This is a genomic window from Actinotalea sp. (genome assembly GCF_041597215.1).
GTDB lineage: Bacteria > Actinomycetota > Actinomycetes > Actinomycetales > Cellulomonadaceae > Actinotalea.
Window position 1 is genome coordinate 1 of sequence record NZ_JBFHHB010000352.1, and the last position, 1,984, is coordinate 1,984.

2 protein-coding genes are annotated in these 1,984 nt (G+C 70.9%); both read right to left on the reverse strand.

All coding sequences use genetic code 11. From position 1 onward, the window contains the following. Positions 1–419, reverse strand: a 419-nt coding sequence (locus tag ABWK99_RS15915) for a hypothetical protein (RefSeq protein WP_372595658.1), incomplete at its 3' end; no start/stop codon positions are given. Between the two features lie 3 nt (positions 420–422). Beyond that, positions 423–1,984: hypothetical protein (locus ABWK99_RS15920; protein ID WP_372595659.1), on the reverse strand; the 1,562-nt coding region annotated here is incomplete at its 5' end.

Sequence of the window (1,984 nt, forward strand, 5' to 3'; positions counted from 1 at the left end):
CCGCCGATCGACGTCGACCCGGTGATCGTCGTCCCCCCGGTGACGGTGAGCGCCCCGGAGATCGTCGTCGGGGCGCCGAGGGTCGTGTTGCCCGTCACGCCGAGGGTGCCGCCGATCGTGGTGTTCGCGTCCACGTTCAGGGTGCCGTCGATGTCGGTCGCGCCGCCGATGTGCGTCGCCCCGGTGATGTCCGCGCTACCGGCAGACGTGAAGTCGCCGGACACGTGCAACGCCCGGTCGACCCACAGCCCGAGCGACTTCACCGTCACGCCCGCCTGCCGCAACGGGGCCGAACCCTCAAGGGCCGCGACCCGTGCAGCGAGACGGCGCAGGCGAGACAGCAGCGCCTCGAACCCCTGCTGCGGTGCGCGGTAGTCCGTCGAGGAGTCCTCAGTCGGCGGGGACCATTCGTCGGCCATGAGTTACCTCGCGTCCATCGTCGGGGCCATCGTGAGCTTCACGAAGTCGGTCAGGTCGCCGGACACCTTGAGCAGCCGCGCCCGGTAGTACGGGGCCGACCGCGCGAGCCGACCGAGCACCGGGTGGGACTTGGAGATCCACACGCGGCACCAGTCGCCAGGGCGCGGCACCTCGTCGGCCTCGACGGTCATGCCCCACGTCTGCCACGCGCGACGGTTCGCCGCGACGACAGCCTCCGCGTGCCGGTCGAGCGTCGACTGCACACTCACCGACGTGAACGACTGGTCCTGCTCGAGCAGCGGGTACCCGGCGTCGGTCAGCGTCAGGTCTTGGCGCATCGACATCAGAGACGCCTCGTCCTGCCCCTCGCCGACCGCCCACCCGCGCATCGTCATCGACGACCAGTCGCGATCCACGGACAAGCCCGCCGCGCCGCCGCGCACGACGGTCGTGTCCCACTGCCAGTCGCTACCCGACTGGTGCAGCAGCGGCGCGCTCGTGGTGCCCGTGCGCATGACCCACTCGATGCTCAGGTTGTCCGGCGTCAGACGAGGCTCGAAGGCGACGTCGGGGCCGCCGATGACGCCCATGATCGCCCGGACCTCGTCGGCCACCGTCGCGAGCTGGTAGCCGGGCCACTCGCGCTCGCTGGTGCCGACGATGTCCGCGGGCAGGACCACAGGCAGCGAACCGCCCGTGTGCGCCATGGCTGAGACGATGAGCCGCTTGGCGAGCGTGGCCAGGCTCAACCCTGACCAGCCCAGGGACGTCTCTGCCGGGTTCTCACCGGACGCGAGAACCTTCATGACCTTGCGGTGATCCCACAGCGACCACAGGCCGGCAGCGGCGACGCGCAGGGACGAGACGCCGTCGTAGGACCACGCCCAGATCGGGCCCGCCTCCATGATCTGCTCGCCCTTCTGGACGGCCAGGTAGAACGCGGGGCCCTCGAGGCAGGAGAGCAGGTCGGGCATCGCCTGGACCTCGGCCGACGTGACCGGGACCGTGATCTCGATGCTTCCCGCGTCGCGGTGCACCTGCTCCCACGAGGCCGCCGAGACGGGGACGGTCGACAGGATGCGACCGGTCCGCAGCTCGCCGCACAGGATCGTCACCTGCTGCGTGCCGGACGTGACGACGTCGGAGCCCGTGTCGTCGAACAGCGCGACGATGTCCGAGGCGTAGTCGGTGTACGACGCGCCGTAGTAGGACACGTCTGAGGCGATGACGCGAGTCGGGTCGCCGTTGATCGGGAACGCGGGGCGGGCGAGGCGCGTGGTGGCGCTGGCGGCGAGCTGCGTGGACGTGTCGCCGACGTACATGTCGACACTCGACAGCCCGTCGACCTGCCGTGCGACCGCGACCCGGTCGTCGATGCACGGGTTGGGGAACGCCATGCCCGCGATGTAGTTCGCGGTGTCGGTGTACCCCAGGCGCGGACCGGCAGTCCCGTACTCGGTCGTGGTCCACCCGGTGCCGGAGCGCGCGGTCACGTAGTACGTCGCCGCGTCGGGGGTCGACTCGTCCCACTCGGCGTATGCGACGGCAGCGAGCGCGGGGCCGG